At 72.3% G+C, this 23,815-nt stretch carries 20 protein-coding genes; 16 read left to right on the forward strand and 4 right to left on the reverse strand.

Annotated features, from left to right (window positions below):
• Nucleotides 1–74 precede the first annotated feature (74 nt).
• The 5 genes from AB0C82_RS15710 to AB0C82_RS15730 are packed head-to-tail and all read left to right on the forward strand — an operon-like array spanning nucleotide 75 to nucleotide 5,791.
• Nucleotides 75–1,331, forward strand: coding sequence for a prenyltransferase/squalene oxidase repeat-containing protein (locus tag AB0C82_RS15710; protein WP_362841360.1), 1,257 nt, complete (start codon nucleotides 75–77; stop codon nucleotides 1,329–1,331).
• A gap of 17 nt (nucleotides 1,332–1,348) precedes the next feature.
• Nucleotides 1,349–2,032, forward strand: a complete 684-nt coding sequence (locus AB0C82_RS15715) for an SCO2322 family protein (protein WP_362842061.1) — start codon at nucleotides 1,349–1,351, stop codon at nucleotides 2,030–2,032.
• Entirely contained in the window at nucleotides 2,029–3,174 is a 1,146-nt protein-coding gene (locus AB0C82_RS15720; protein ID WP_362841362.1) for an energy-coupling factor transporter transmembrane protein EcfT, read from the forward strand. The genes AB0C82_RS15715 and AB0C82_RS15720 overlap by 4 nt, the downstream gene beginning before the upstream one ends.
• Nucleotides 3,171–4,910 (forward strand): ATP-binding cassette domain-containing protein, encoded by a 1,740-nt coding sequence (locus AB0C82_RS15725; protein WP_362841364.1) that lies wholly within the window; start codon nucleotides 3,171–3,173, stop codon nucleotides 4,908–4,910. The genes AB0C82_RS15720 and AB0C82_RS15725 overlap by 4 nt, the downstream gene beginning before the upstream one ends.
• On the forward strand, nucleotides 4,907–5,791 hold the full coding sequence (locus AB0C82_RS15730) for an ECF transporter S component (protein WP_362841366.1): 885 nt from the start codon (nucleotides 4,907–4,909) through the stop codon (nucleotides 5,789–5,791). Before AB0C82_RS15725 ends, AB0C82_RS15730 begins: the two co-directional genes overlap by 4 nt.
• Before the next feature lie 15 nt (nucleotides 5,792–5,806).
• Here AB0C82_RS15730 and AB0C82_RS15735 read toward each other — a convergent pair whose 3' ends face one another.
• Nucleotides 5,807–7,021: a helix-turn-helix domain-containing protein gene (locus tag AB0C82_RS15735; RefSeq protein ID WP_362841369.1), complete on the reverse strand. Its 1,215-nt coding sequence runs from the start codon at nucleotides 7,019–7,021 to the stop codon at nucleotides 5,807–5,809.
• A gap of 140 nt (nucleotides 7,022–7,161) precedes the next feature.
• Nucleotides 7,162–7,344, reverse strand: a complete 183-nt coding sequence (locus tag AB0C82_RS15740) for a hypothetical protein (RefSeq protein WP_362841371.1) — start codon at nucleotides 7,342–7,344, stop codon at nucleotides 7,162–7,164.
• A 260-nt stretch (nucleotides 7,345–7,604) separates the two neighbouring features.
• Between AB0C82_RS15740 and AB0C82_RS15745 the strand changes: the two genes are divergently transcribed.
• From AB0C82_RS15745 to AB0C82_RS15785, 9 genes are all read left to right on the forward strand, one after another.
• Nucleotides 7,605–8,561 carry a DUF3068 domain-containing protein gene (locus tag AB0C82_RS15745; protein WP_362841373.1) on the forward strand — a complete coding sequence of 319 codons (957 nt, stop codon included), beginning with the start codon at nucleotides 7,605–7,607 and terminating at the stop codon, nucleotides 8,559–8,561.
• Between the two features lie 202 nt (nucleotides 8,562–8,763).
• Nucleotides 8,764–9,972, forward strand: coding sequence for a glycosyltransferase family 4 protein (locus tag AB0C82_RS15750; protein ID WP_362841376.1), 1,209 nt, complete (start codon nucleotides 8,764–8,766; stop codon nucleotides 9,970–9,972).
• 78 nt (nucleotides 9,973–10,050) lie between these two features.
• Entirely contained in the window at nucleotides 10,051–10,728 is a 678-nt protein-coding gene (locus AB0C82_RS15755; protein WP_362842064.1) for a class I SAM-dependent methyltransferase, read from the forward strand.
• A 22-nt stretch (nucleotides 10,729–10,750) separates the two neighbouring features.
• A complete protein-coding gene (locus AB0C82_RS15760; protein WP_362841379.1) occupies nucleotides 10,751–15,046 on the forward strand; it encodes an alpha-(1->3)-arabinofuranosyltransferase family protein in 4,296 nt (1,431 codons plus the stop codon).
• On the forward strand, nucleotides 15,043–16,521 hold the full coding sequence (locus tag AB0C82_RS15765; RefSeq protein WP_362841382.1) for a condensation protein: 1,479 nt from the start codon (nucleotides 15,043–15,045) through the stop codon (nucleotides 16,519–16,521). The genes AB0C82_RS15760 and AB0C82_RS15765 overlap by 4 nt, the downstream gene beginning before the upstream one ends.
• Nucleotides 16,518–17,309, forward strand: coding sequence for a methyltransferase domain-containing protein (locus AB0C82_RS15770; protein WP_362841385.1), 792 nt, complete (start codon nucleotides 16,518–16,520; stop codon nucleotides 17,307–17,309). Before AB0C82_RS15765 ends, AB0C82_RS15770 begins: the two co-directional genes overlap by 4 nt.
• A gap of 3 nt (nucleotides 17,310–17,312) precedes the next feature.
• Nucleotides 17,313–18,224: a DMT family transporter gene (locus tag AB0C82_RS15775; RefSeq protein ID WP_362841388.1), complete on the forward strand. Its 912-nt coding sequence runs from the start codon at nucleotides 17,313–17,315 to the stop codon at nucleotides 18,222–18,224.
• Nucleotides 18,214–18,405, forward strand: coding sequence for a Trm112 family protein (locus tag AB0C82_RS15780; RefSeq protein WP_362841391.1), 192 nt, complete (start codon nucleotides 18,214–18,216; stop codon nucleotides 18,403–18,405). Before AB0C82_RS15775 ends, AB0C82_RS15780 begins: the two co-directional genes overlap by 11 nt.
• 273 nt (nucleotides 18,406–18,678) lie before the next feature.
• Nucleotides 18,679–19,116, forward strand: coding sequence for a lytic transglycosylase domain-containing protein (locus tag AB0C82_RS15785; RefSeq protein WP_362841394.1), 438 nt, complete (start codon nucleotides 18,679–18,681; stop codon nucleotides 19,114–19,116).
• Between the two features lie 113 nt (nucleotides 19,117–19,229).
• On the opposite strand, the gene AB0C82_RS15790 is transcribed toward AB0C82_RS15785, so the two are convergent.
• Together AB0C82_RS15790 and AB0C82_RS15795 are read right to left on the reverse strand one after the other, a co-directional pair.
• Nucleotides 19,230–19,739, reverse strand: coding sequence for a hypothetical protein (locus tag AB0C82_RS15790; protein WP_362841396.1), 510 nt, complete (start codon nucleotides 19,737–19,739; stop codon nucleotides 19,230–19,232).
• A gap of 284 nt (nucleotides 19,740–20,023) precedes the next feature.
• Nucleotides 20,024–21,193 carry a steroid 3-ketoacyl-CoA thiolase gene (locus AB0C82_RS15795; RefSeq protein ID WP_362841398.1) on the reverse strand — a complete coding sequence of 390 codons (1,170 nt, stop codon included), beginning with the start codon at nucleotides 21,191–21,193 and terminating at the stop codon, nucleotides 20,024–20,026.
• 285 nt (nucleotides 21,194–21,478) lie between these two features.
• Between AB0C82_RS15795 and AB0C82_RS15800 the strand changes: the two genes are divergently transcribed.
• Together AB0C82_RS15800 and AB0C82_RS15805 are read left to right on the forward strand one after the other, a co-directional pair.
• The gene (locus tag AB0C82_RS15800; protein WP_362841401.1) at nucleotides 21,479–22,750 is read left to right on the forward strand and encodes a cytochrome P450; all 1,272 of its coding nucleotides are present in this window, start codon (nucleotides 21,479–21,481) and stop codon (nucleotides 22,748–22,750) included.
• 65 nt (nucleotides 22,751–22,815) lie between these two features.
• Nucleotides 22,816–23,769 (forward strand): AEC family transporter, encoded by a 954-nt coding sequence (locus AB0C82_RS15805; RefSeq protein WP_362841403.1) that lies wholly within the window; start codon nucleotides 22,816–22,818, stop codon nucleotides 23,767–23,769.
• Nucleotides 23,770–23,815: the final 46 nt, after the last annotated feature.

Below are 23,815 nucleotides of genomic sequence, written 5' to 3' on the forward strand. Positions count from 1 at the left end.
CGAGGTATACGGGGCCGGAGCCCGGTGCCTCCGTGCGCCTGCGCCCGGTCCCCGCAGGAGAGGCCCAGCCAGCCATGTCCGTACGCCGCAGCGCGGCCGCGCTCGCGACCACCGCCGTGCTCTGTGCCACCGCCGCTCCCGCCGCGGTCGCCGCCCCGAGCCCGTCGCCGTCCCCGACCACCGCCCTGCCGCCCGGCCTGTACGGCACGTCGGACCCGACGTACGACGGCGTCTGGCGCCAGTCGCTCGCCCTCCTCGCCCAGAAGATCGAGTACGTGACGCCGTCCACGAAGGCGGTGGACTGGCTGGCGGGCCAGCAGTGCGCGAGCGGCGCGTTCCCCTCGTACCGCGACGCCACGAAGAACTGCACCCCGAAGACCGTGGCGGACACCAACGCCACCGCCGCCGCGGTCCAGGCGCTCGTCGAGCTCGACATGCGCCGGGACACCGTCGACAACGGGGTCCGCTGGCTGAAGACCGTGCAGAACGAGGACGGCGGCTGGGGCTACAACCCGGGCAGCCCGAGCGACGCCAACTCCACCGCCATCGTGATCGGCGCGCTCGCCAGGGCGGGCCAGAAGCTGGGCGACATCACCACGCTCGGCGGGAAGACGCCGTACGCGGCGCTCCAGACGTTCGCCATCCCGTGCGGCGGCGAGGGGGGAGGTGCGTTCGCGTACCAGCCGGACAAGGACGGCAAGCTCGTCGCCAACGCGGACGCCACGGCGGCCGGCGTGCTCGGCACCATGGGCAAGGGGCTGGCCGCGGGCAACTCGAACGCGGCGAAGGCCCCCGTCTGCCAGAAGGGCACGGACCTCACGCCCGAGCAGACCGCCCAGAACGGCGCCCACCACCTCGCGGGCGCGCTCGCCGAGCAGCCGTACCTGAACCTGCCGCCGATGCCGGGGGCCGAGGACACCGCCCCGCAGCCCGACTTCGGCAACACCGCGGACGCGGTCGTCGCGCTCGCCGCCTCCGGCCACAAGGACAAGGCGGCCGCAGCCGTGAAGTGGCTGGAGAAGAACTCCAGGACGTGGGCCGAGCAGAGCGGGCCCGCGGCCACCGCGCAGCTGGTGCTCGCCGCGCACGCCACCGGCACCGACGCCCGTGACTTCGGTGGTGTCGACCTGGTCGCGCAGCTCAACGCGACGGGCCCGGCGCCCGCCGCCACGGCCGCCCCCTCCCCGACCGTCACCGGTCAGCAGCCGGTGAAGGACAGGAGCAGCGACGACGGCGACATGGGCGTCTGGTGGCTCGTCGGGGTCGGCCTCGCCTTCGGCGCGGGCATCGGCTTCCTGCTCAGCAGCCGCCGGAAGAACCAGCAGCTGTGAAGCGAGCGGGGGGCATCATCCGGGGCCGGAGCGGAACCGCGGTCCTGCTGCTGGTCGTCGGCGGCCTCCTGGCCGCCCTGGGCGCGGGGAGCGCCCAGGCGGCCGGGTACCGCTACTGGTCGTTCTGGGAGAGCGACGGGAAGAGCTGGACGTACGCAACCCAGGGCCCGTCCCTGACCCGGCCCGCCGACGGAACGGTGGAGGGCTTCCGCTTCGCCGTGAGCCAGGACTCCCAGGACGCCGCGCAGCCGCGCCGCGCCCCGGACTTCGAGGAGATCTGCGCGGGCACGCCCGCCCGGGAGGGCACGAAGCGGATCGGCGTCGTCATCGACCCCGGCACGGCGGCGGACGCCCCCGACGGCGAGTCCCCGCCCGCACCGCGCGCCGCGTGCGCGCAGGTGGAACCGGACGCCAGCGGGGCGGAGGCGCTCGCCTCGGTGGCGACGCCGCTCCGCTACAACAGCAACGCGATGCTCTGCGCGATCTCCGGCTACCCGGCCTCGGGCTGCGGGGACCAGGTCGCCGATGACACCGCCTCCCAGCCCGATCCCTCCGGGACCGCCGGCTCCGAGCCCGCCGAACGCTCCCCGGCAGCCGGCGACGACGACGGCAGCGGCCCGTCGGCCGGTGTGCTCGTCGGCCTCGGCGCCGTCCTCCTGCTGGGTATCGCCGCCGTCCTCCAGGCCCGCCGGCGCCGATGACCCGCTCCGGCCGTGCCGCCCGGCTCCACCGTGCCCTGCGCGCGCCCGAGGCCACGCGCAGCAACGCGCTGCCGGCCGGGGCGTGGTGGCTGTGGGCGCTCGGCCTGGCCACCGCCGCCTCCCGGACCTCCAACCCGCTGGTGCTCGGACTGCTGATCGGCGTGGCGGGCTATGTGGTGGCGGCGCGGCGCACGGATGCGCCGTGGGCCCGTTCTTACGGGGCGTTCGTGAAGCTCGGGCTGTTCGTCGTCGGTGTGCGGCTGGTGTTCTCCGTCCTTCTCGGCTCGCCGATTCCCGGTACGCACGTGCTGTTCACGCTTCCCGAAGTGCCGGTGCCCGACTGGGCGCAGGGCGTGCGGATCGGCGGCCGGGTGTCGGCCGAACAACTGGTGTTCGCCCTGTACGACGGGGCGAAGCTGGCCACCCTCCTGATCTGCGTCGGCGCGGCGAACTCGCTGGCCAACCCGGCGCGGTTGCTGAAGTCACTGCCGGGCGCGCTGTACGAGGCGGGGGTCGCCGTCGTCGTGGCGATGACCTTCGCGCCGAACATGGTGGCCGACGTCGTACGCCTGCGTACGGCCCGGCGGCTGCGGGGGCGTCCGACCGGCGGGATCGGGGCGGTCCTCCAGATCGGACTGCCGGTCCTGGAAGGCGCCCTGGAACGGTCGGTCGCGGTGGCCGCCTCGATGGACGCGCGCGGCTACGGGCGCACGGCGCAGGTTCCGCCCGGTGTCCGGCGCACCACGAACGTCCTCACGCTCGGCGGACTGCTGGGGGTGTGCGCGGGCACCTACGGGCTGCTCGCCTCCCAGGGCGCGGTGTACGGACTGCCGCTGCTGGTGGCCGGGCTGGCCGCCGCGATGGCCGGGCTGCGACTGGGCGGCCGCCGCTCGGTCCGTACCCGCTACCGGCCCGACCGGTGGGGGGCCAGGGCCTGGCTGGTGGCGGGCTCGGGCGTGGCGGTCGCCGCGGCGATGATCTGGGCGTCCGGCGCCGATCCGCGTGCCCTGCACCCCGGAGTCGTACCGCTGACCGCTCCGGTGCTGCCGCTGTGGCCCGCGGCCGCGGTCCTGATCGGACTGCTGCCCGCGGCCGTGGCGCCGCTGCCGCCCTCACCCACAGGCTTCAAGGAGCAGGCATGATCCGGTTCGAGCAGGTCTCGGTACGGTACGAGGGGACGGACCGGCCCACCCTCTCCGGCATCGACCTGACCGTCCCCGAGGGCGAGCTGGTGCTCCTCGTCGGTCCGTCGGGGGTGGGGAAGTCGACCTTGCTGGGCGCGGTGTCCGGGCTCGTACCGCACTTCACCGGCGGCACACTGAGCGGCCGGGTCACGGTCGACGGCCGCGACACCCGTACGCACAAGCCGCGTGAGCTCGCCGACCTCGTCGGCACGGTGGGACAGGACCCGCTGGCGCACTTCGTCACCGACACCGTCGAGGACGAGCTCGCGTACGGCATGGAGTCGCTGGGCCTCGCACCCGACGTCATGCGGCGGCGCGTCGAGGAGACGCTCGACCTGCTGGGTCTGGCGGAGCTGCGCGACCGGCCGATCGCCACGCTGTCGGGCGGCCAGCAGCAGCGGGTGGCGATCGGCTCGGTCCTGACCTCGCACCCGAAGGTGCTGGTCCTCGACGAGCCGACGTCCGCACTGGACCCGGCGGCAGCCGAAGAGGTCCTGTCGGTGCTCCAGCGGCTCGTGCACGACCTGGGGACGACCGTCCTGATGGCCGAGCACCGCCTGGAGCGCGTGGTGCAGTACGCGGACCAGGTCGTCCTGCTGCCGTCACCCGGCGCGGCGCCGGTGACGGGCAGCCCCCAGGACGTGATGGCGGTCTCCCCGGTGCAACCCCCGGTGGTGGCCCTGGGCCGCCTCGCTGGCTGGTCCCCGCTGCCCTTGTCCGTACGGGACGCGAGGCGGGGGGCGGGGGCACTGCGAGCGAGGCTGGAAGGCGTGGCGGTGTCCTGCCCCGGCCGGGAGGACACTCCGGCCCCGCCGGCGATCGAGGAGCCGGATCCGGGGCTGAGCCCCGGTCAGGGGAAGGGCCGGGCAGGGGGACAGCTCGCCCGTCTGCTGCGACGCCGCCCCGGCGCCCCGAGCCCCGAGCCCCGGGGGGCCGACACCGCCAGGGCCGTCAACCTGGGAGTACGCCGCGGCCGTGTCGAGGCGCTCCGCCGCATCGACCTGCGCGTCACCCCCGGGGAGACCATCGCCCTCATGGGCCGCAACGGCGCCGGCAAGTCCACCCTCCTCGCCACCCTCGTCGGCATGATCGAACCCACGACGGGCACCGTCACGGTGGGCGGCCTCACCCCTCGCGCCACCAGCCCCCGCGACCTGATCCGCCAGGTCGGCCTGGTCCCGCAGGAACCGCGCGACCTGCTGTACGCGGACACCGTCGCCGCCGAATGCGCGGCGGCCGACTCCGACGCGCACGCGGCGCCCGGCACGTGCCGTGCCCTGGTGGCCGAGCTCCTCCCCGGCATCGACGACGGCACGCACCCCCGCGACCTCTCCGAGGGCCAGCGCCTCGCGCTCGCCCTGGCGGTCGTCCTCACCGGCCGCCCCCCGCTGCTCCTCCTGGACGAACCGACCCGGGGACTCGACTACGCGGCCAAGACCCGCCTGGTGGGAATCCTGCGCGGGCTCGCCGACCAGGGCCACGCCATCGTCCTGGCGACGCACGACGTGGAACTGGCGGCGGAGCTGGCCCACCGGGTGGTGATCCTCGCGGACGGGGAGATCGTGGCGGACGGCCCGACGGCGGAGGTCGTCGTCTCCTCCCCTGCGTTCGCCCCGCAGACCGCGAAGATCCTCGCGCCGCAGCAGTGGCTGACCGTGTCCCAGGTGCGCACCGCTCTGGAGGCCACGGCATGAATGAACCCGCCGCCCGACGGACCCGCCCGATCCGCCTCGGCCCCCGGGCGATCGCCGCACTGGTCCTCATCAGCGCGATCGGCGTGGCGGCCTTCGGCTGGCCGCTGTTCGCGGACCCGTCGTTCGGGGTCGCCCACGAGAAGGACGCGCCCTGGCTGTTCGCGGCGCTGCTGCCCCTGCTCGTCGCGGTGGTCGTGGCGACCGTCGCCGACTCCGGGATGGACGCGAAGGCGGTGGCCATGCTGGGGGTCCTCGCGGCGGTCGGCGCGGCGCTGCGCCCCCTGGGCGCGGGCACGGCGGGACTGGAGCCGATGTTCTTCCTGATGGTGCTGAGCGGCCGGGTGCTGGGGCCCGGCTTCGGCTTCGTACTCGGTTCGGTGACGATGTTCGCGTCCGCGCTGCTCACCGGCGGGGTCGGGCCGTGGATGCCGTTCCAGATGCTGTCGATGGCCTGGTTCACCATGGGCGCCGGCCTGCTGCCGGGCCAGGCAGGGCTGCGGGGCCGCGCGGAGATCCTGATGCTCGCTGCGTACGGGTGCGCGGCGGCGTTCGCGTACGGCACGGTGATGAACCTCTACGGCTGGACCATCGTGCCGCCGTCCGGTTCCGGAATCTCCTTCGTCCCCGGCGATCCGGTGCACGAGAACCTGGTCCGCTTCGTCGCGTACTGCGTGGCCACCTCACTGGGCTGGGACCTGGGACGGGCCGTGCTCACCGTGGCTCTGACCGTGGCCGTGGGCCCCACCCTGCTGAAGGCGCTGCGCCGGGCCACCCGCCGCGCGGCCTTCGACGCCCCGGTCACATTCGATGCCCCGGACACTTTCGAGGACCCGGTCACTTTCGAGGACCCGGTCACAATCGAGGCCCCGGAAAAGGCATGAAGCGGTGAGGGCCCGTCAGTCGGGCGGCGGGACCAGATCACCGCGCAGCCGCCGCGCTCGCAGCACCAGCCCCATCTCGAACCGGCGGTCCGGGTCGTCCAGGTCATCGCCCCACACCTCACGGAGCTGCCTCAGGCGGTAACGGACCGTCTGCGGGTGGACTCCGAGACGGGCGGCCACCTCCGGCGCGCCACCACGCGTTTCCAGCCAGGCCAGCAGGGTCTCGGCGAGACGGTGGGCGTGGGCGGGGCCGCCGGTCCCGCCCAGCTGGGCCAGTCGCCGCCGCGCCAGATCGTCGAGCAACTCCCGCGCGGGCAGCAGCACCAGGGCTTCGACGTGCTCGGCGCAGTGCAGTAACCGCCCCTGCGGGAGCAGGTTCTGCTCGATCATCCCGACGGCGGCCTCCGCCCAGCGCAGCGAGGTGTGGGCCTCGGCCAGGGGAACCGACGGGCCGATCGCGCCGGACCAGTTGGCCATCGCCCGGTGCAACAGCTCCGCCCGCCCGGGGGATTCCGGGTTCGGGACCACGAGGCGCGGCTGCTCGGCCTCCATGTCGAGCAGTACCTCGTCGCCCACGGCGGGGGCGACGGCGTCCTCGGTGGGGCGGAGCAGCACGGCCACCGCCACCCTCTCGGGCAGCTGCCAGCCGATGCCGGCCGCGCGGTCGGCGAGGAGGGCGGACGGATCGGTGCGGTGCTCGGCGAGCAGAAGGTCGACAAGCAGCCGTTGCAGGCGCAGCCGCTCCCCGGCCTGGCGGGCCACGGCCTCGGCGTAGCCGCGTACCGACTGCGCCACTATGACGTCGAGGTACTCGAACGCGGTCTCGGCGAGTTCGTACATGGCCGCGGGCGGGATGTCGACCTGCTGGCCGATCGCCGCCATGCGCCGCCAGGAGAGACGTACGCCCAGCCGGTAGATCTCCTGCAAGGAGTCCAGGCTGCGCCCCTGCGTGACCTCACCGCGTCCGAACTCCTGGAACATCTCGGGGAGGGCGCGTGGCCGGTCCGACCCCGTGGTCATCTGCTCCACGAAGAGCTCCAGGGAATGCCGGATCGCCACCAGGGCCTTCGGTTCCCCGGACTCGTCCGCGATGAACGTCAGACGCGGATGTTCCTTGCGGATCGCGGCGAGTACGTCTTGTGCGAGCTCGGGCACCTGCTCCCGCGCGAGGGCGGCGAACCGCTGGATCCGTTCCCGTGGCACGTCGTGCCACGCTGACGACGCTGCCACAGCACCTGCTCCTGGACGTTCGGTCCTTGCGCCCGCTCGATCGGCCGGCATGGATCTTCACAACCTAGGGTCTCTCGTCCGGATTACGCCGGGGCACGGGGTCCGGCACGCGCATCCGCGGCGTGATCCAGACGAAAGGCCTAGCCCGCGCTCGGGCTCGGTGCGCCGGACGCACCGTCCGCGGGAGGGTCGGGAAACGTGACGAGCGGCACGTTCTGCGACTCGGGTGTGGCATCGAGGGAGGCGACGATTCCGAAGGCGGCACCGGTGGCCAGTGCGGCGGAAGCGGCGCAGGTCAGCAGAGCGGCGAGGAGTCTGGGCATGAGGATGATCGGCCTCTCGGTCGTGTGAGGTTGTCACCCAGCGCGCCGGCCCGGTCCGGCGCGGTCAGTATGCGAGCCCATTGACAGGTGGTCAAGCGCCGCTTAATTTCGCGGTTCACAGCGCCGTTACTCCCGGGTACGTCATTCCACGCCCGGTGCGCCCCTTTCTCGGCCCGACAGGCCGAAGGCCGCGCGTGCGACCCCTTCCGCACAGCCCGCGAACGAATCCGCACACTTCCTGCCTGCATTGGAGTACCCGCATGCGCCGATCGACATCACTTCTGCCCCTGCTTCTGCTGGGTGCCGGCGTGTTCCTGCTGGTCCTCACCCAGCTGCTCGTCTGGTACGTGGAACCGCGCGCCAAACGCACACCGACCGACGTGAACTCCACGACGGTCTTCACCGGCAAGGGCAGCTACTTCGACACCGGAACCGTCTCCACGGAGGACGACCAGATCCTCACGATCACCCGCCGGGTGCTGGGCAACGTCCCGGAGAGCGAGCGGAGCGGGAACGCGGTCTGGGACGTGTCAACGCAGATCGACACCCCGAAGACGCTGCCGCTGGCCGACCCGCGCAAATCCCTGCAGTGGAGCACGGAACGCTGGGTCACGGACCGCCGGACCAACCTTCCGGTGCACTGCTGCGAGGAGAAGCCCGTATTCGAGGGGGAGGCCTACCTGAAGTTCCCCTTCGACGTCGAGAAGCGCGTCTACACCTGGTGGGACAGCACCCTGGGCGCCGGTGTGCCGCTGGAGTTCAAGGACACCACCGAGATCCACGGGCAGCAGGGCTACCGCTTCACCGGCAGCGTGGAGGCCACCGCCACCGGTACCCGCCAGGTGCCGGGCGTGCTGGTGGGCAGCAAGGAGCCGGGCCAGGTACTCGCCGAGGAGTGGTACTCCAACGCGCTGATCGAGCTGACGGTGGCGCCGCGCACGGGCCGGATCATGAACGCGGTGATCGCACCGACCAAGACGCTGCGGGCCCCCGGTTCGACGAAGGACGCCGTCACCCTGCTGTCCAGCAAGCGGCTGGAGTTCACCGAGTCGACACGGCGCGAGCAGGCCGGACTGGCTTCCGACGACGGCGGCCGGCTGGAGCTGCTCGGCGAGACGGTTCCCCTGTGGGGCGGGATCGCGGGCGGTCTGCTCACCGTGGGCGGTGTGGTGCTTCTGATCCGCGGTCGCCGGCAGCCGGAACACTCAGGTGCGTGATGAAAACGGCCTCCCGGCGGAGCCCGAACTTGTCACCCACGTGCGTAGCGGGATGAATCGCTCGTACGAACACTTGGGTTACCCCTGAGTAAGCCTCAGCGCACCCGCAGCACCCGTACACCGAGTCGCCCAGCGCTTCACCCCGGAAGCCAGGCAATCCCCCACCCGACTGCTCCCGCAGCCACCGAGTTGGAGCACCTCTATGCCCCAGCACGCGTCCGCCCCGGCCTCCGGCCAGGAGGATTCCGTTCTCGTTCGAGCCCGAACCGGCAGCCAGGTCACCGACTTGCCCGCCGTCGACCCGCACAGCGCACCCGCCGTGGAACCTCTGCCGCGCCGGATCACGTTCCTCGCCCGCCGCGACCTGGGAAACCAGGCCGCCGGCGGTTCGGAACTCCTCATCGACCGGATAGCCGACGGCCTGACCGCCCAAGGCCATGAAGTCACCCTCGTATGCGGCGGCCCTGCCGCCGCACGCGACTACCGGGTGGTGTCCGCGGGCGGAGACGTGGGGCACTTCCTGCGTGCCGGCCGGACGTTCGCCCGCGAGGTCGGCGACTGCGACCTGCTGGTCGAGGTGTGCAACGGCATGCCCTACCTCGCGCCTCTCTGGCACCGAGGACCGACATTGTGCCTGGTCAACCATGTGCACAGCGATCTTTGGCAGCTGCGCTACCCGGGCCCGGCGGCCCGGCTCGGGCGCAGGCTGGAGCACTGGGCGCTGGCAGGCACCCACCGCGACAACCTGATGGTGGCCGTCTCCGAGTCGACCGCCTCCGAGCTGCGAGGCATCGGGGTGGCCGCGGACCGTATCCGGATCGTGAACAACGGGGTCGAAGACCCGGGCCCGCTGTTGCCGGAGGCGAAGGAACCGCTGTTCCTGGCCGTCGGCCGGCTGGTGGAGTACAAGCGCATCGATCTGCTCCTGCGGCTGTGGGAGCGGGTCCGTCCTGTCACCGGCGGCCGGCTCGTCATCGTCGGCGACGGCCCCGAACGGGAGCGGCTGGAAGCCATGGCCGGCCCCGGTGTGACGTTCGCGGGCCGGGTGTCGGAGGCCGAGAAGCACCGGCTGATGTGCGAGGCGTGGCTGCTGTTGCACCCCTCCCTCGTCGAGGGCTGGGGGCTGGTCGTCACCGAGGCCGCCGCACGGGGCACTCCCGCGGTCGGTTTCGACATCCCTGGCCTGTGCGACTCCATCGAGGACGGGGAGACCGGCGTGCTGGCCAGGGGGGAGAGTTCGTTCGCCGCCATGTGGTGCGCGCTGTCCCTGAGCGCCGAGCGGCGCACGGCCATGGGACGCGCGGCCGTGCGTCGCGCCGAGCGTTTCCGCTGGAGCTCGACGGTCCGGCAGTTCCAGGCGGTGGCCGCCGAGGCGGCGGCGCGCGCCGCCGCCCCCGGATACGGCAGGTGAGCGGCCGTGTCTGAGGCCGGCGAACGCGCCTTCAAGGATCCGTCGTTCCGGCGATCGGCCACCCTCTTCCGGGCGTTCATGCGCGAACAGAGCGACCCCGAGCGGTGCTACACCCTGCTGGCCCGTGACTCGGTCGCACAGGTGGCGCGTCACATCGACCTGCCGGGCAAGATCGTCGTCGACATCGGCGGCGGCAGCGGCTACTTCACCCAGGAGTTCCGCCGCCGCGGCGCCCAGAGCTACCTCTTCGAGCCCGACCCGCGGGAGCTGATCTCCCGCGGCCCGGCGATCGAGGACGCGGTGCTCGCCGACGGTTATCTGCTTCCGCTCGCCGACGGCGCGGCGGACGTGTGCTTCTCCTCCAATGTGCTGGAGCACGTGGCGGACCCGCAGACCTTCATCAGCGAGATGGCACGCGTCACCCGTCCCGGCGGGCTGATCTACCTGTCGTTCACCAACTGGCTCTCCCCCTGGGGAGGTCACGAGACAGCGCCCTGGCACTACCTCGGGGCAGGCCGCGCCCGGAAGCGCTACGAACGGCGCACCGGCCGCGAGGCCAAGCACACGGTCGGCGAGAACCTGTTCCCCGTCCATATCGGTCCCACCCTGCGGCACGTCCGTGGCCGTGACGACGTGGACGTCGTCACGGCGCGGTCCCGTTACTGGCCGTTCCTCGCGAGCACGATCACCCGGCTGCCGGGACTCCGCGAGATCGCCACCTGGAATCTGCTGCTGATTCTCAGGCGAAGCCCATGAGCAAGCGAAGCGAGGAGCGGTCATGACCAGTACGGTCCAGGCGCCCACCCGGGCGCCGCAGCCCGGCCCGACGCCGGCCGAGGCGCCAGGGGGCCCGCGCGGACGACGCCTGATGTTCGGCTTCTGGGCCGTCGTGCTGGTGTCCTTCCTCGCGGTGTCACCGGGGAAGATGACGTTCGAGACGAAGCTCGGCGTCGCCCTGGACCCCTGGCGCTTCCTCGGCGACCTCGGTTCGCTGTGGAACGGCGAAGCGGGCTTCGGCGGCATCGCCAACCAGTACGTCGGCTACGCGTTCCCGGCGCTCCCCTACTACGCGCTCATGGACGTGCTGAACGTCCCGGTGTGGCTGGCCGAGCGGCTCTGGCTGTCCGTCATCGTGACCGCCGCCTTCTGGGGTGCGCTCAGGCTCGCCGAACGGCTGCGCGTGGGTACGCCCACGACCCGGCTGCTCGGTGCGGTGGTGTACGCGCTGTGGCCCACCTTCACGATCGTCATCGGCTCGACCTCCGCCGCCGCGCTGCCCGGCGCCCTGCTGCCCTGGGTGCTGCTGCCGCTGACCTCGACGGTGCTGAGCCCCCGCATGGCCGCCGCACGGTCGGCCCTGCTCATCCCCTTCATGGGTGGCGTGAACGCCGCGTCGACACTGGCCTCGCTGCTGCCCGTGGGTCTGTACCTGCTCAGCCGCCCGGCCGGACCACGGCGGCGCGCACTGCTGGGCTGGTGGATACCGGGCGTGCTGCTCGCCACCCTGTGGTGGGTGGTGCCGCTGCTCCTGCTCGGCATGCACGGCGAGAACTTCATGGCGTACGTCGAGCAGGCCGACACCACCACCGCCACCATGTCCGCGACCGAGCTGCTGCGCGGCGCCGGCAACTGGGTGGCCTATCTGAACTTCGGTGAGGCCTGGCTGCCGGCCGGCTGGACCGTCGCCGCCTCCGTCCTCACGATCCTGGGTTCGGCGTTCGCAGCGGCCCTGGGGCTTGCGGGCCTGGCCCGCCGGGACCTGCCCGAGCGGCGCTGGCTGCTGATGACCGTGCTGGCCGTCGTCCTGATCGCCCTGGCCGGATACGGCGGCGCCTTCGGCGGTCCGGTTCACGGTGTCGTGCAGGACTGGCTGAACGGGCCGTTGAAGCCCTTCCGCAACATCTACAAGTTCCAGCCGGGACTGGCCCTCGCGCTCGCTCTCGGTCTGGCCCACCTGACCGCGGTGCTCTTCACGAGCAGCGCTCCGCGTGCGCTTCCCGGGCGCCGCTGGGTGCCCGCGGTGGCGGCGGTCCTGGTACTGCCCGGCCTGGCCCTGCCGTACGTCAACGGCTCGATCCTGCAGCCGGGCGCCTTCGCCAAGCTGCCCACCCACTGGGAGAAGGCCGCCGGCTGGCTCAAGGACAACGCCCAGGACAGCCGGGCGATGGTCGTGCCGGCGACGGCGCACGGCATCTACACCTGGGGTTCCCCCATCGACCAGCCCTTCGACGTGCTGGCCGAAACGGCCTGGGCGCAGCGTGACTTCGTCCCCTTCGGTGAGCCCGGCTCACGCCGTGCGACGGACGCCGTCGAGCAGGCGCTGCTGTCCGGCACCGAGGTCCCGGGCCTCCAGGCGTTCCTGGCACGGGCCGGTCTGCACGAGGTGGTCGTACGCAACGACCTCGACCCGGACCAGATCGGTTACGTCCCCCCGCAGACGGTGAAGCGGACCCTGGAGTCGTCCGGCTACCGCAAGGTCGCCGGATTCGGCCCGCTGGTGACCGGCGGGCGCATCGCCGCCGGCACTCCGCTACAGGTGCAGGGGCTCGTTCCGCGGCTCCAGGCCGTGGAGATCTACCGTCCGCAGGACAGGGACGACCGTCCGGGCAAGGTCGGTGTGTCCTCGGCATCCGACACGGCCGTGGTCAGTGGCGGACCGGAGTCGCTGCTCCAGCTGTCGGCCGATCCCTCCATGGCCGACAGGCCGGCCGTGCTGGCCGGGGACCGTCTTCCCAAGGGTGTCACCGCGCCGGTGAAGGCCGTCGCGGACGGACTGCGCCGCGCCGACACCCGCTTCGGCCTGGTCAACAACAACACCTCGTACACGTACACCGAGAACGAGCGCAATCACTCCGGCAGCCTGCAGAACCCGGGTGAGAAGCCCAAGCAGATCCTGCCGTCGCAGGGCTCCGGTCACCAGACGACGGCCGAACTGCGCGGCGCGAAGTCCGTGACCGCCTCCAGCAGCGGCAACTGGCTGTTCCACCAGCCGCAGTACGACCCCGTGAACGCCTTCGACGGCAACCCGGACACGGCGTGGGCCGAGGGCAGTCCGGGCGAGCCGGCCGGTCAGTGGCTCAAGGTGGGCTTCTCCGGGCCGACCGACATCCCGTCCTCCATCCAGCTGACACCGCTGCGGGGCGACGGCACACGATCCGCGCCCACGCGGGTGAGAATCGAGACCGACCAGGGTTCGGCCGACAGCCCGCTGCAGACGAACGGGCAGCCGCAGACCGTCAAGGCACCCGTCGGCGAGGCCTCCTGGATGAAGATCACCGTTCTTGCCGCGCAGGAGGGCCGGCCGGGCCTGGCCGGCGCCGGCTTCTCCGAGGTGTCGGTCCCTGAGGTGCAGGTGACGCGCATGCTAGCGCTGCCGGCCGACGCGCAGAACACCGAGGCGGCGGCGACCGTGTACTCCCTGCACCGCGGTACCGACGCGGGCGGCCTGTCGCCCGTATCGGCCGAGGTGGGACTGCACCGGCAGTTCGGCACCGAGGAAGCTGCGGAGTACGAGGTGTCGGCGCGGGCCGTCGCCGTACCCGGCGGCCGTCTGGACGAACTGCTGGACCGTTCGGCTCCGGGATCGAGGAACCGGGTGACGGCATCCGTGGACTCCACCAGCCGCACCGGCATGTCACTGAGCGCCCGCAACCTGGTCGACGGAGACCTGACGACCGCCTGGATCGCCGGCGACCGGCCGGTCGTCCACCTGAGCTGGCCCAAGAAGAAGAAGATCGACGAGATCGTCCTCGCGCCGGCCGGCGGGGTGTCCACCCGGCCCGAGCAGGTGCTGATCAGCTCGCCGCACGGCGCCGCGACGGCAGACGTGGACGAGAACGGATGGGCCCGTTTCCCGGAGATCGAGACGGACCGGCTCGACATCACCATCAGCCGGGTCGTCCCGCTCACCGTCCACAACCCGGTGGCGGAGGAGGAGTTGCAGCTGCCGGTCGGCCTCAGTGAGGTCCACGTTCCCGCGCTGGCCGAACTGCGGGTGCCACGCGCCAAGCCGTCGGCGCGGTTCTCGCTGCCGTGCGGCGAGGGCCCGGACCTCGCGGTCGGCGGTGTCCTGCACAAGACGAAGGCCTCAGGATCCGTCCGGGACCTCACCGAGCGCCGCCCCGTCACCGTCGCACTCTGCGCGGGAGAGGAGGCGGACGGCACCCTGGACCTTCCGGCCGGGAAGCACGAGGTGGAGGCGGACGACGCGGGCCCGCTGGCGATCACCGATGTCACGCTGACCCGGGGCACCCCGCAGGAGATCGCGGGAGCGGCGGGCCGCGAGGCCACCGTCACCGAGTGGAGCGACGACAGCAGGACCGTCTCGGTTTCCGCCGGCTCCGGCGAGGCCGCGTACCTCCAGACCTACGAGAACGCCAACGACGGCTGGAAGGCCACTCTGGACGGCCAGGAACTGGAGTCGGTGCGGCTCGACGGCTGGCAGCAGGCCTGGGTGATCCCGGCCGGCGCGTCCGGCACGGTGAACCTGGAGTTCGAGCCCTCCGGTCCTTACCGGGCCGCCCTGATCGGCGGTGCGATCGCGCTCGCCGCGCTGGCCGCACTGGCCTTCGTGGGCCGCAGGCGCAACGCCGGTGGAAACGACAAGGAGCTGCCCGAACCGGCGGCCCCCGGGATGCTGCTCGGGACACTGGCGCTGACCGCAGTGGTCGCGGCGGCGGCGGGTCCGCTCGCGCTCGTGGTGCCCGTACTCGCCGTGGCGGCCCGGTTCCGGCCGGCCGTCCTGGTACCGACCGCGGCGGTGGCGATGGCCGGAGCGGGCATCACCGCGGCCATCGGCGCCGGGGAGCCGGCCGCCGCCGGGCAGGGAGCGTTCAGCGCCGTCGCCCAGGTACTGGCACTGGTGGCCCTGTCCGCCGCCCTGGTGACGGCGGTACGCCCGGTGCCCACGGAAGCCGGGCGCCGGGACGAGGACGGTGCCGACGCACCGGAGGGCGACGGCGGTGCGCTCACACCCGTAGCCGGACCGGTGGTCACGGCCCGGCCGGGGAACACGGACGCCGGGGACCGGACCGAGCCGCTCCCCCGGCACCAGGGAGGCGGTGGCCCGTCATGACCTCGTCGCGGACCGCCGGGCGGGGGGACTCACCCCCGCCCGGCGGGGTCCGGATTCCCTTTCCGGTCACCGATGAGGTGTCCCGGCACTGCCTCGGTGACGACGAGCCGGAGACCGTACACATCGAGGTCCATCTGCCCGGACGGCTGGACCCGGAACGGTTGCGGACCGCGTTCCGCCAGGCACTGCTGACACACCCCCGGGTACTGGTGCGGGAAGTGCCGGGCCGCCGGCTCAGGCAGTCCTTCGCGTGGGAGCTCACCGGCGAACCGGACTGCGATCCGGTGGAATTCCCGCCGCCGGGACCCGACGCGCTGGCCCGCGCCCGTGCACGGGCCCTGGAGGAGTGCCCGTCGTTGGCCCTGTCGCCACCGATGCGCCTGGAGGTCATCGAGGGGGACGGGGAATCCGCCGTCGGTGAGGTGCCGGAGGCGGAAGGGCCGGGAGCGACCCGGACCGTACTGCTGCTGACGATGCATCACACGGCCCTCGACGCAGGGTCCGGACTGCGGGTGCTCGCCACGGCCGCCGAACAGTACAGCGGTTCGGCCGCCGTGCCCGTCGCCGGGCCGGTCCGGATGGGCCCCTCGGGTCCTGCCGCGACCGGTGGCACGGGCCGCGCGTGGCCCGTGCGGGTCGCACCGGACTCCCGCCCCGGGCCGGTGCGCGCCCGCGCCGTGGGAAACGGAATGCTCCAGGCGGAACTGCCTGTTCCGTCGCGGGCGGGCAGGCCCGGCGGGCTCGCGTCATGGACCGTCAACGACCAGCTGCTGGTCGCCGCGTCCCTCATGGTGGGCCGCTGGAACGCCGCACAGGGCCGGCCCGCCGGTCCGGTGCGGATCACCATGCCCGTCGACGACCGTCCGCGCGGCAGGGACATGCCGATGGGGAACGGAACCCGGCTCGTGGAAGTCGCCATGACCTCCGAGGACCCGCTCGATCCGGACCTGCTGCGCGGTGAGCGGCCGGACCCGGCCGCCGTGGCCCGACTGCTGCGCACCACCGCCCGACGCACCCGCGCGCTGAAGTCGGCCCGCGGTGCGCCGCTGGGCCTCGGGGCGAACCTGCTGACCGCGCCGCTCCTGCCGGTCGGAATCCGGGGCGCGCTCACCCGTGGCGCGCGGCGGGCCGCCGCGCCCTGGACATCGACGGTGCTGGTCACCAATGTCGGACGCGTTCCGTACGCGCTGGACTTCGGTGACGCGGGCCGGGCGAAGGCCGTGTGGTTCTCCGCACCGGCGCGGATGCCGCGCGGGCTGAGCGTGGCGGCGGCCTCCACCAACGGGCGGCTGCACGTGACGCTGCGCTGGTCGCGGGCGCTGCTCGGCGACACGGCGGGCGCGGACCTGGCCGGCCTGTTCGCGCAGTCGCTCAGTGCGACGGCACAGGTCGCCCACCCCGACGACACACCCCGTGCCGACCCGGCACCGGGCCGAACCCGCTCCACCCAGAAGGACCCTGCGAGGCCGTCATGAACCCCTCCCCCCACTGCTCGGCCGCCACGAACCCGGCGGAGGCGACGGTATGTCCGCCGGCCACGCCCGCTCCCGGGCTGCGGGATTTCTACGAGGACCCCGACGTCCCCGTCGCCTCCGGCGAGGCCCGTACCCTGCGCCAGGCCCGGATGCTCGCCGCCGCCCTCGGGCCCGTCGGGGCCGGCCGGCCGGCCGCGACCGTGCTCGACGTGGGCTGCGGTGACGGCTCGGCCGCAGCGACCGCCGCCCGGGAACTGAACGGGCACCGTGTCGTGGGAGTCGACTGGTCGCAGGGCGCGCTGCTGCGTGCGGCGCCGCGCCTTGGCCAGGTCGTACGCGGTGAACTGACGGACGGCGGGCTGCCGTTCGCCTCCGGAAGCGCCGACGCCGTGATCTTCAGCGAGGTCGTCGAGCACCTCGTCGACCCCGACAGCGCCCTCGACGAACTGCACCGGGTGCTGCGGCCCGGGGGCCATCTGATGCTCTCCACGCCCAACCTCGCCGCCTGGTACAACCGCGGGCTGCTGCTCGCCGGAGTCCAGCCGGTGTTCTCCGAGGTGAGTCTGCGCCAGATCCACGGCAGGCCGGGCAGCCAGGTGGTCGGCCATCTGCGTCTGTACACGGCACGCGCGCTGCGGGAGTTCGTGGCGGCGTGCGGGTTCGAGGTGGTGCGGGTCGCCGGTGCACCGTTCCACGGAGTGCCGCGCCCGCTCCGGACGCTGGACCGGCTGGCCTGCCGGGTGCCGTCCCTCGCATCCATCCTCCTTGTGCACGCGAGGAAGGTGTAGCCCGTGATCTGGGGAGTGGCCGCCGCGCTGGTGGCGAACGTGCTGTACAGCACCGGCTTCGTCCTGGAGAAGCGTGCGCTGGCCGGCATGCCGCCGCTGAGTGCGGCACGGCCGGGCCGGGCCCTGCTCCTGCTGGCCGGCAGGCCCCTGTGGATCTGCGGGGCCCTGGCGCTCGCGCTCGGGTTCGGCGCCCAGCTGGCCGTCTACCGCTCCCTGCCGATCGCCGCCGCCCAGGGCCTCTTCCTCTCCGGTCTCGTCCTCCTGCTGGTGCTCTCCTCGGTGGTGCTGGGTGAGCGCCCCTCCGGCCGTGAGCGTCGCGCGGTGGCGGTGATCGGGCTGGCACTGGTCATGGTGGTGTCCTCTCTGTACGGGAGCGAGGAGGAGGTCAGCCGCAGCGCGCCGGCGGGCATCCTGCTGGCTCTGTGCGTGCCGACACTCGCGGCCGGACTGGGGCTGTACGCGGCCGCGGAACGCCGCGCCCGCCGGCGTCACCGGCAGCCGACCACCGGAGTGGCGTACGCGGTGGCGATCGGTCTGCTCTACGGGGTCAGCTCGCTCGCCATCAAGGGAGTCTCCGGGCATCTGGACACCGCGGACCTCAAGGGCTCCGTGGCGGCCCTGCTCGCCAGCCCCTACCCGTACCTCCTGCTGGTCACGGGGATCAGCGGACTGGTGCTGTCGCAGACCGCCCTGCAGCGCTGCCGGGCATCGCTGATCGTCCCGGTGTGCTCGACGGTGACCTGTGTGTTCACCATCGTCAGCGGCACGATCGCGTTCGACGAGCCGCTGCCGGAGGACCCGCTGCGGCTGTTACTGCGCATCGGCGGCACCGTGCTCGCCCTGATGGTCCTGCTCACCCTGCCGAGACACGACGCGGACACCCCCACACCCGAAGGAACCGGTCATGAAGCCTGACAACCCGCTGCTGAAGATCCTCGCCTGCCCGCTCGACAAGGGTCCGCTGATCCTCGACGAGACGGGGGACGCTCTCTACAACCCGCGCCTGCACCGCCGCTATCCGATCGTCGACGGCATCCCGCAGCTGCTCCCCTCCTCCGGCGAGGCCCAGGTCACATTCGAGGTCCCGAAGGGGTGAAGGGCCCCACAGGCCCTTGGTCCTCCACGAGCCGCCCTAGTAGACCCCGGACGGCGCCCCGGCCCGCCACGCCCGCGCCCGGCGCGGGACTTTGGTCCCGCCCTGCGAAGCGGGGCCGTACCCGGGGTCGTTGCGCCGGCTGATCGACGTCGCTAACCATGGATCACGTCGCCGAGACCACAGGCTCCGCTCGAAGGGCCACGGTCGATGAGTACCGGTCCCGCTCCACCAGGACCGGCCGCGACTCCCCCGTTCCCGACGTTAGGTCTCTACGTGTCGTTCGCCCGTCGCATCCTCGCCCAGCCCCGCACCGCCCGCCGCAGGACCGCCGCCGCCGGCGCGACCGTGCTGCTGGGCGCCACCGGACTGGCCCTGGCCGTCACTCCGGCGATGGCCGCCCCGGCCGCCGCCCCGACGTCCTCCGAGAGCGCGCAGGCAACGGCGAAGAAGATGATCGGCGACAGCACCCAGTACACGTGCTTCGACAAGATCGTCGACCACGAGAGCGACTGGGACGTCAACGCCTCGAACGCCTCCTCGGGCGCCTACGGCCTGGTCCAGGCCCTGCCCGGCTCGAAGATGGCCTCGGCCGGCTCCGACTGGCAGACCAACGCCAAGACCCAGATCGAGTGGGGCGTCGACTACATGGAGGACCGCTACGGCAGCCCGTGCGGCGCCTGGGACTTCTGGCAGTCCAACGGCTGGTACTGACCCCCAGCCCCCGAGCACACACGAAGGCCCCCGCCGGCTCGTACCGGCGGGGGCCTTCGGCTTGAGCCGGGAGCGGCTCCGTACCAGCTCGACGGTGGCCCTCAGGTGATCCGTCATCCCGGACCGGCCTCGGCCTTCGGGACGTCCGGCAGGTGGAGGTTGGCCGCGGAGAGGTAGACGGTGCCCGAGTCCCGGTCGAAGTAGAGCGCTGCGAAGTCGGCGCGCACCAGGCTCTCGTCGAGGGCCGCACTGCGGACCCACCGTGCCCCCGCAGGTGCGAACTCGGTGAGTCCGGCGGGAATGGAGATGCCCTCGGGCGCGGGCCCAGGGACCACCGGCTGCGTCTGTACGGACGCCGTCAGCGCCGCCACGGAACCGGGGTCGAGTTTCATCAGCGCGCTGACGAAGTGGTCCGTGGGGCCGGGCACCCTGCTGTCGCCACCGGGATCCTCCTGCTGCCAGTGCGCCGAAACGATGCGGCCGAGCTTCGGCAGGCGCTCGGCGAGGGGCGCGGTGTCCGTATGGATCTCGGGGACCTCGGGCGCCTCGGCCTTCGAGCCGGTGCCGGGTCCCGCGGAGCAGCTGGTGACCATGGCCACCAGCAGAAGTGCTGCCCATGCCAAGGACCTACTGCGCGCCGCCACGGCTTCCCCACCTCGCTCAGGTTCTGCCGCTCCCTCACACGTTCGGAGAGGCATGACACGAACGCTCACCGTACCGCCCGCCCCAACACGTCGAGCCAGTACAGGAGTTCCGGCCGGTCATTCGGCAACCGAGTTCAGGACGGCGGCCTCCGGACCTTCGCCAGGAGCCGGGCCGCGCCTCCGAACGCCCCGCCGTCCCCTCCCCCTTGCCAGGGTTGGGCGGCGGGCGTTCCACGGGACTCCTGGCCCGGACCGGGGTGGCCTCAGATTCGCTGGATGATCGTTCCCGTCGCCAGTGCGCCGCCCGCGCACATCGTGATGAGCGCGAACTCCTTGTCCCTGCGCTCCAGTTCGTGCAGGGCGGTGGTGATGAGCCGGGCGCCGGTGGCGCCGACCGGGTGGCCGAGCGCGATGGCTCCGCCGTTGACGTTGACCTTCTCCAGGTCCTGGCCGAACACCTGCGCCCAGCTCAGCACCACCGAGGCGAAGGCCTCGTTGATCTCGACGAGGTCGATGTCCTTCAGGGACATGCCCGCCTTGCCGAGCACCGCGCGGGTCGCGTCGATGGGGCCGTCGAGGTGGAAGTGCGGGTCCGAGCCGACCAGGGCCTGGGCGACGATCCGGGCGCGCGGCTTGAGCTTGAGGGCGCGCGCCATCCGCTTGGACGCCCACATGATGGCGCAGGCCCCGTCGGAGATCTGCGAGGAGTTGCCCGCGGTGTGGATCGCGGTCGGCATGACCGGCTTGAGCCCGCCGAGGCCCTCCATCGTGGTGTCCCGCAGCCCCTCGTCGCGGTCGACGAGCCGCCACATGCCCTGCCCGGCGGCCTGTTCCTCCTCGGTGGTGGGCACCTGGACCGCGTACGTCTCGCGCTTGAACCGCTCCTCGGCCCAGGCCGCCGCAGCCCGCTCCTGCGAGAGCAGGCCGAGGGCGTCGACGTTCTCGCGGGTGAGGCCACGCTTGCGGGCGATGCGTTCGGCGGCCTCGAACTGGTTGGGCAGGTCCACGTTCCACTCGTCCGGCCAGGGCTTGCCCGGGCCGTGCTTGGAGCCGCTGCCCAGCGGCACGCGTGACATGGCCTCCACACCGCAGCTGATGCCGACGTCGATGACTCCGGCCGCGACCATGTTGGCGACCATGTGGGCGGCCTGTTGCGAGGAACCGCACTGACAGTCCACGGTGGTGGCGGCGGTCTCGTAGGGAAGGCCCACGGTCAGCCAGGCGTTGCGCGCCGGGTTCATGGACTGTTCCCCGGCGTGGGTGACCGTACCGCCGACGATCTGTTCGACGCAGTCGGCGTGGATGCCGGTGCGGCCCAGGAGTTCACGGTAGGTCTCGCCCAGCAGGTAGGCGGGGTGCAGATTGGCGAGCGCGCCTCCGCGCTTGCCGATGGGGGTGCGTACGGCTTCGACGATGACGGGTTCCGCGGCCATGAGCTCGTCCTCTCCTCGCGCTTCCGCTGGGGCGTCCCGGCACCCACGGAAGGAACTAGTACGCGTTCTAGTTCTGCAAGCAGTCTTATGACGCTTACCCCCGGTACGCAAGGGTCGTGCACGCACCTTGCGTACGCGACACGCTCCCCCTGACGCGCGTGCGCCGCCCAGCGCAACAGATCCGGCCACGGCTCTTGCGACTTGTAGAACTCGTTACTACCTTTCGGGCAACTTCTGATGGGCCGTCAGACAGTTCGCTGCCAGACCTGGAGTGGAGAGGTGCCCATGCGCTGCCCCCATCTGCCCGAAGGGTTCGACTTCACCGATCCCGACCTTCTCCAATCCCGGGTGCCGCACCCGGAGTTCACCGAGATGCGGGAGACCGCACCGGTCTGGTGGTGCTCCCAGCCCGCCGGGATCTCCGGCTTCGACGACGAGGGCTACTGGGCCGTCACCCGCCACGCGGACGTCAAGTACGTCTCCACCCACCCGGAGCTCTTCTCCTCGAACACCAACACCGCCGTCATCCGCTTCAACGAGACGATCAGCCGCGACCAGATCGAGGTCCAGAAGCTGATCATGCTCAACATGGACCCGCCCGAGCACACCCGCGTCCGCCAGATCGTCCAGCGCGGCTTCACCCCCCGCGCGATCCGGTCCCTGGAACAGGCCCTCCACGACCGCGCACGTTCCATCGCCGAGACCGCCCTCGCCGCCGCGGACGAGGACGGCTCCTTCGACTTCGTGACCGACATCGCCGTCGAACTCCCTCTCCAGGCCATCGCCGAGCTCATCGGCGTGCCCCAGGAGGACCGTTCCAAGATCTTCGACTGGTCGAACAAGATGGCCGCGTACGACGACCCCGAGTACGCGATCACCGAAGAGGTCGGCACCGAGGCCGCCATGGAGATCGTCTCGTACGCCATGAACCTGGCGGCGGCGCGCAAGGAGTGCCCGGCCAAGGACATCGTGTCCCAGCTGGTCGCGGCGGAGGGTGAAGGGAATCTCTCCGGCGACGAGTTCGGCTTCTTCGTGATCCTGCTCGCGGTGGCCGGCAACGAGACCACCCGCAACGCCATCAGCCACGGGATGCACGCCTTCCTCACCCACCCCGAGCAGTGGGAGCTCTACAAGCGCGAGCGCCCGGTGACCACCGCCGAGGAGATCGTCCGCTGGGCGACGCCCGTGGTCTCCTTCCAGCGCACCGCGACCCAGGACGTGGAGCTCGGCGGGCAGCGGATCAGGAAGGGCGACCGGGTGGGGCTGTTCTACTCCTCCGCCAACAACGACCCCGAGGTCTTCGACCACCCGGAGAACTTCGACATCTCCCGCGACCCGAACCCGCACCTCGGCTTCGGCGGCGGCGGCCCGCACTTCTGCCTCGGCAAGTCCCTGGCCGTGATGGAGATCAACCTGATCTTCAACGCCATCGCCGACGTGCTGCCCGACCTGCGTCTGGTGGGCGAGCCCCGGCGGCTGCGTTCGGCCTGGCTCAACGGCATCAAGCAGTTGCAGGTCAGCTTGGGCGGTACGGACGCAGGCACCACCGCCGGCTGACCGGCCCAGGGGTCCCGCCGGGCCCGCCGCGATGAGGGCCCGGCGGGGCGGGGATCATGAGGGCCATGCATGACCTGCTCTCCGCCTTCACTCCCATCTGGGTGCTCACCGCCGCCGGTTACGCGGTCGGGCGCAGCGGCCTTCTCGGGGAGCAGGCGGAGGCAGTGCTCGGCCGGTTCGTCTTCCATGTGGCCATGCCCGCCGCCCTGTTCATGATGGTGTCCGGGGCGCGGCTGAGTTCCTTCGCGAACCAGACGATGATCGCTTTCGGCGCGGGCACGGTGGCCGTCTGCGCACTGGGCTTCCTCGCGGCCGGGCGGTTCTTCGGCCGCAAGACGGCCGACCGGGCGATCAGCGGTATGGCGTCCGGCTACGTGAACTCCGCCAACCTCGGCATCCCCGTGGCCGTGCAGGTGCTGGGCGACGCCTCGTTCGTCGCGCAGGTCATCCTGTTCCAGGTACTGCTTGTCTCCCCGGTGATCCTGACGCTGCTGGACACCGGGACGGACCGGGGCAGCGCCCGCTGGCGGCCGGTCCTGCGCCGCATGACGACCATGCCGGTCCGCAACCCGATCATCATGGCCTCGGTGCTCGGACTGCTCGTCTCCGCGACGGGCCTTCGGGTGCCGGCCGCGATCGGTCGCCCCTGCGAACTGCTCGGCGCCGCCGCCGTACCCACCGCTCTGATCACGCTGGGCCTGTCGCTGCACGGCCGCCGGGACCGGCCGGAGGCCACCGAGGCGCCGGGGAGCCGGGGCGAGCTCGCCCTGGTGGTCGTGCTCAAGAACGTCGTACAGCCGCTGGCGGCCCTCGCTGTCGCACTGCTGCTGGGCCTGCCGGAGCACCAGGTGATGGCCGTGGTGCTGTGCTCCGCGCTGCCGACGGCGCAGAACGCGTTCCTCTACGCCCGGGAGTACGGCCTCGGCACGGCTCTCGCCCGTAACTCCGTGGTGGCCTCCACGGTGGTGTCGATGGCCACGCTGTCCCTCGCCGCCTGGGCCCTGGGCCCGCCGGGCTGATTCCCCCGAGTGGCGTAGTGGACCGGACGGGCGGATGCTGGTGACG

It is taken from the genome of Streptomyces sp. NPDC048560 (genome assembly GCF_040650955.1).
GTDB lineage: Bacteria > Actinomycetota > Actinomycetes > Streptomycetales > Streptomycetaceae > Streptomyces.

Excerpts from the sequence above, each read along its gene's own strand:
- AB0C82_RS15730 (WP_362841366.1), top strand. The coding sequence starts at position 4,907 with ATGAATGAACCCGCCGCCCGACGGACCCGCCCGATCCGCCTCGGCCCC.
- AB0C82_RS15755 (WP_362842064.1), top strand. The coding sequence starts at position 10,051 with ATGCGCGAACAGAGCGACCCCGAGCGGTGCTACACCCTGCTGGCCCGT.
- AB0C82_RS15780 (WP_362841391.1), top strand. The coding sequence starts at position 18,214 with ATGAAGCCTGACAACCCGCTGCTGAAGATCCTCGCCTGCCCGCTCGAC.
- AB0C82_RS15805 (WP_362841403.1), top strand. The coding sequence starts at position 22,816 with ATGCATGACCTGCTCTCCGCCTTCACTCCCATCTGGGTGCTCACCGCC.
- AB0C82_RS15770 (WP_362841385.1), top strand. The coding sequence starts at position 16,518 with ATGAACCCCTCCCCCCACTGCTCGGCCGCCACGAACCCGGCGGAGGCG.
- AB0C82_RS15795 (WP_362841398.1), bottom strand. The coding sequence starts at position 21,193 with ATGGCCGCGGAACCCGTCATCGTCGAAGCCGTACGCACCCCCATCGGC.
- AB0C82_RS15745 (WP_362841373.1), top strand. The coding sequence starts at position 7,605 with ATGCGCCGATCGACATCACTTCTGCCCCTGCTTCTGCTGGGTGCCGGC.
- AB0C82_RS15720 (WP_362841362.1), top strand. The coding sequence starts at position 2,029 with ATGACCCGCTCCGGCCGTGCCGCCCGGCTCCACCGTGCCCTGCGCGCG.
- AB0C82_RS15750 (WP_362841376.1), top strand. The coding sequence starts at position 8,764 with ATGCCCCAGCACGCGTCCGCCCCGGCCTCCGGCCAGGAGGATTCCGTT.
- AB0C82_RS15800 (WP_362841401.1), top strand. The coding sequence starts at position 21,479 with ATGCGCTGCCCCCATCTGCCCGAAGGGTTCGACTTCACCGATCCCGAC.
- AB0C82_RS15740 (WP_362841371.1), bottom strand. The coding sequence starts at position 7,344 with ATGCCCAGACTCCTCGCCGCTCTGCTGACCTGCGCCGCTTCCGCCGCA.
- AB0C82_RS15760 (WP_362841379.1), top strand. The coding sequence starts at position 10,751 with ATGACCAGTACGGTCCAGGCGCCCACCCGGGCGCCGCAGCCCGGCCCG.
- AB0C82_RS15765 (WP_362841382.1), top strand. The coding sequence starts at position 15,043 with ATGACCTCGTCGCGGACCGCCGGGCGGGGGGACTCACCCCCGCCCGGC.
- AB0C82_RS15710 (WP_362841360.1), top strand. The coding sequence starts at position 75 with ATGTCCGTACGCCGCAGCGCGGCCGCGCTCGCGACCACCGCCGTGCTC.
- AB0C82_RS15725 (WP_362841364.1), top strand. The coding sequence starts at position 3,171 with ATGATCCGGTTCGAGCAGGTCTCGGTACGGTACGAGGGGACGGACCGG.